This window comes from uncultured Campylobacter sp., assembly GCF_905371695.1.
Classification (GTDB): Bacteria; Campylobacterota; Campylobacteria; order Campylobacterales; family Campylobacteraceae; genus Campylobacter_A.
Map to the genome: position 1 here is coordinate 1 of NZ_CAJPMA010000120.1, position 3919 is coordinate 3919.

The following is a 3919-nucleotide window of genomic DNA, read 5'->3' on the forward strand; positions in this document are numbered from 1 at the left end:
AAATTTTGAAAGGCTAAAAATGCAATTTCTACCTTGGATAGTGATTTTAATCCTAATCTATGCGATATATTTTCTAATGATACGCCACGAAAAGCGTATGGCTACGCTAGCAAAGCTGATGGAGCAGAATGCCGAAGGGATAAAAGAAAACCGTTCTCTCATCGAAAATAACCGCGTGCTAATCGAAAAAAACAAACACGATATAGAAAAAAACGCTAAAAATATCACTACGAATTTAGAAAAAATAGACATCGATTTGGAGGACTAATCTTCCAAATTTTAATATCGCCCTAGGATCGCGCTTGCCGCCAGCTATTTTTTTAAAATTCTGTCAAAAATCAAATTTTCATTTGTGTAAACTAAAATTTTACGTTCGCCGCTTGCAAATTCATACTCTATGGATTGCAAAAATTTCTCCGCTCGCAAAGCCGTCTCGTTTAATTTCATACTAATTTCGTAATTTTGATTAGAGATCGCGTATCTATAAGGTTCGCAAAGAGCGATTAAATCAGGATCGAATTTTAAGCTATCCTGCACGCCAAATCCGTTGATCACGATCTTTAAACTAGTTACGCCCTCTAAAATTTTAACGTCTTGAAACACGAAATTTTCATCGTTTTTATCTGCCGCAAAAAATTCGCTTAGTCTCTTTTTGCAATCTTTAAACTTTAAATTTTCGACTTCTCCGCCGACTAAATCACTAAAATTTTCATCTTTTACGACCACGAAATTCCCTAAATTTTTAGTCGTTACGATCTCATAATCGCTAAAATTTCGCTCAAAATAAGCGCTTTTCATGCCATCTCCTCGCCTGCTACCCCAGTGCTCTTGCTATGAGTTCGATAGGGTTTTTGCATTTCACGTCTGAGCCGCCTATATGTAACGCATTTGAAATTTGCATTTTACAGGCGCTACACTCCGCGCTTACGATTTTTGCGCCCGAGTTTTTTATCATCTCGGATTTTCTTTGTCCGGCCGCGCGACTTAGGTGATATTTTTCAGACTGCATCGTCACGCCGCCAAAACCACAGCACTCGTTTGGGTCGTCCATTTCGGTCATTTCGTAGTTTTGAGCGAGCAGTTTGCGAGGCTCTTTAAAAACACCTTGCATTTTTCTAGCGTGGCAAGGGTCGTGATAGGTTACGGAGGTCAAATTTTTGTCTTTTTTAGCCAAAATTTCAGCCAAATTCGTAAATTTTTCAAAATACTCCGTCGCTAAAAATATCTTTTTGCTTACAGCTTTTGCGCGCTCTCGCCACTGCTCGTCATCATGAAAAAAGTGTTCGTAGTCGATCTTTATCATCGCCGAACAGGTCGCCTCCGGTACGATGATAGCATCTAGCTCTCCCAACATTTTTTCAAAATACTCTATATTTCGCTTTGCCAAAACCTCGACCGTCGCAAAATCCCCCGTAAAATACGCCGGCGCGCCGCAACAGGCCTGCTTTTTCATTAAATTTAAATTTAACCCAAGCTCGCGCGCTATCTTAACCAAAGCCTCGCCGATGCCAGTATACGCGTAGTTTCCCATACAGCCGATAAAAACTCCGATGGTTTTATCACCGCCGTTATCGATAAACTCGGCGTGCGAGTTTAAAAAGCTCTTTTTGCTAGCAGTGGGCAAAAGCCGCTCTTTTTTCACCATCGGCAGGCTAAATCTCGGACTCATCGCGCCTTCTCGGATCTTAAACGCGCAGCTTTGAAACACATATCCCAGCCTCGCGCAAAAGTCCATCACCGCGCGGTGGCGAAGCAACCAAAAAAACGCCTTTTTATACCACGCGATGCCAAATTTCTCCGCGATGTCGCGACGGACGTTTTCTATCGCCGTATCCACGCGCAAGGAGTTTGGACATACCTCGACGCAGCTCGTGCATAAAAAGCAGCTTTCAAAGATATTTTTCGCGCTTTTATCAAGCTTTAGCTCGCCGCGCTCGTAAGCTCCCACGAGATCCAAAAAACCGCGCGGAGAGGTCGTTTCGTCGGAGTTTATCTTGTGGATCGTGCAGACTTGGATGCATTTGCCGCATTTTACGCATTTATCTGAAATTTCGCTAAATTTAAACATGTCCGCCCATCAAACCGTTTTTGAAAATCGGCGTAAATTTTCCGGTATTTTTTTCAAATACGCGTCAAAGCACATCGCGATATTTCGGATGATTAGCGTGCCGGTCTCGTTTACGCTGATTTTTTCGGGCGTTACGGTTACGAATTCGCTCAAATTTTCAAGCTCGACCAAATCATCCTTAAAATACTCGAAAAATTTGATGTCAAATTTAGCCTCGACCGCTTTGATATCAAGCGCAAAGTTGCTCATCAGGCTCATTATTACGGCTTTTCTGATTAGATCGTCGCCAGTTAGATATATACCCTTACAATACGGCAAAACGCCGCTATCTAGGGCTTTTTCGTATTCGTCCATGTCTTTGAAATTTTGCGCGTAGTATCTTTGCCCCTCGCCGATGCTAGTTAGTCCGATACCGATAAGATCGGCTCCGCCCTTGGTCGTGTAGCCTTGGAAATTTCGGTGAAGCGTGCCGTTAGCAAGTGCGCAGAAAAGCTCGTCGCCCGGCTTTGCAAAGTGATCCATGCCGATCATTTTGTAGCCGTTTTTGATAAAAAACTCGGCCGTGTATTTTAAAATTTCAAGCTTGGTTTTGGGGCTAGGCAGAGTGGCTTCGTCAAATTTGCGCATAGATTTTTTTATCCACGGCACGTGCGCGTAGTTAAACACCGCAAGACGGTCGGGAGACAGCGTCAGAGCCTTATCCAGCGTCGCTTTAAAGCTATCTAGCGTCTGATACGGCAGGCCGTAGATCAGGTCCATATTTATCGAGTTTATGCCCTTAGCGCGCGCCATATCCACGGCGTTTTTGGTGATCTCGTAGGGCTGGATGCGGTGGATCTCTTTTTGCACCCGCTCGTCAAAGTCCTGCACGCCGTAGCTAACGCGGTTAAATCCGTGAGAGACGAGCACGTCAAGCTGCTCGGACGTTAAAAATCTCGGGTCGATTTCGCAGCTGATTTCAGCCTCTGGCGAGAAATTTTTAAATTTAGCCTTTATCATTTTTATGATTTCATCTAGCTGACCCGCGCCGTAGAATGTCGGAGTGCCGCCGCCAAAGTGCATTTGCAGCACAGGCGCGCTCGTGTCGAGATTTGCCGCCAGCAGATCAAGCTCTTTTTGCAGATACTGCATATAGCGCGTTTTGCGGTCCTCTTTGCTCGTATAAATTACGTTGCAACCGCAAAAATAACAGGCGCTGCGGCAAAACGGCAGGTGCAGATAAAGCGAAAGCGGGCGCGAGACGTCGCGGGTTTTTAGCTCCCGCAGGTAGTCCTCGTAGCTAAATTTATCGCTAAACTCGGGCGCGGTCGGATAGCTCGTGTAGCGCGGTCCCGGGCGCGAATACTTCACGTAAGCGTCAAAATCTATCATAGCGTTTTATTCCTCGCGTTTTTCATTAAATTCTGCATATCGACGAACAAATTTGGATACTGCTTTTTGATACCCTTTACCAGTTTTTCCAAATTTACGTCGATGCTTTTTTTGTTTTTATTTTTTGCGGCGATCTTGCGTATCTCGTCCATCGCCACGACCCAAACGTCGGCGAAATCTATCGGCACGTTCTGCCAAATCGTCTTTTCGAGCCTTAGCTCGAAATTTTCCTTTTGGACGTTGCGGTAGGCTTCGATGAGCTGTGAGAGCGATTTTAACGAAACCATCGTGTGCAAATTTTGATTTTCGTCAATGCCAAACCAAGGTTCCACTCCGTCCCACGAGCCGCTTTTTAGGCTGAGGCTCATTTGACTCGGATCGCTTGTCGGCACGATCTCAAATATCGTTTTCTCGCCCTCTTTTATCCCGAGCTCGCCTGAGATTTCATCTATTTTTTCGTATGTTTTTTGTAGATTTTTT

The 3919-nt window shown here is 44.5% G+C and carries 5 protein-coding genes; 1 reads left to right on the forward strand and 4 read right to left on the reverse strand.

The features are described from left to right. Positions 1-19 precede the first annotated feature (19 nt). Positions 20-268, forward strand: a complete 249-nt coding sequence (locus QZ147_RS08580; protein ID WP_295149342.1) for a hypothetical protein — start codon at positions 20-22, stop codon at positions 266-268. 44 nt (positions 269-312) lie between these two features. Here QZ147_RS08580 and QZ147_RS08585 read toward each other — a convergent pair whose 3' ends face one another. From QZ147_RS08585 to QZ147_RS08600, 4 genes are all read right to left on the reverse strand, one after another. Continuing rightward, on the reverse strand, positions 313-798 hold the full coding sequence (locus QZ147_RS08585; protein ID WP_295149345.1) for a DUF5416 family protein: 486 nt from the start codon (positions 796-798) through the stop codon (positions 313-315). A 16-nt stretch (positions 799-814) separates the two neighbouring features. Further along, positions 815-2068: a (Fe-S)-binding protein gene (locus QZ147_RS08590; protein WP_295149347.1), complete on the reverse strand. Its 1254-nt coding sequence runs from the start codon at positions 2066-2068 to the stop codon at positions 815-817. A 9-nt stretch (positions 2069-2077) separates the two neighbouring features. Next, complete coding sequence (hemN, locus tag QZ147_RS08595; protein ID WP_295149349.1) at positions 2078-3439, reverse strand: oxygen-independent coproporphyrinogen III oxidase; 1362 nt, start codon at positions 3437-3439, stop codon at positions 2078-2080. Continuing rightward, a partial coding sequence (locus tag QZ147_RS08600; protein ID WP_295149352.1) for a DUF2603 domain-containing protein occupies positions 3436-3919 on the reverse strand: 484 nt, incomplete at its 5' end. The genes QZ147_RS08600 and hemN, both read right to left, overlap by 4 nt.

Excerpts from the sequence above, each read along its gene's own strand:
- QZ147_RS08580 (WP_295149342.1), top strand. The coding sequence starts at position 20 with ATGCAATTTCTACCTTGGATAGTGATTTTAATCCTAATCTATGCGATA.
- QZ147_RS08585 (WP_295149345.1), bottom strand. The coding sequence starts at position 798 with ATGAAAAGCGCTTATTTTGAGCGAAATTTTAGCGATTATGAGATCGTA.
- QZ147_RS08590 (WP_295149347.1), bottom strand. The coding sequence starts at position 2,068 with ATGTTTAAATTTAGCGAAATTTCAGATAAATGCGTAAAATGCGGCAAA.
- hemN (WP_295149349.1), bottom strand. The coding sequence starts at position 3,439 with ATGATAGATTTTGACGCTTACGTGAAGTATTCGCGCCCGGGACCGCGC.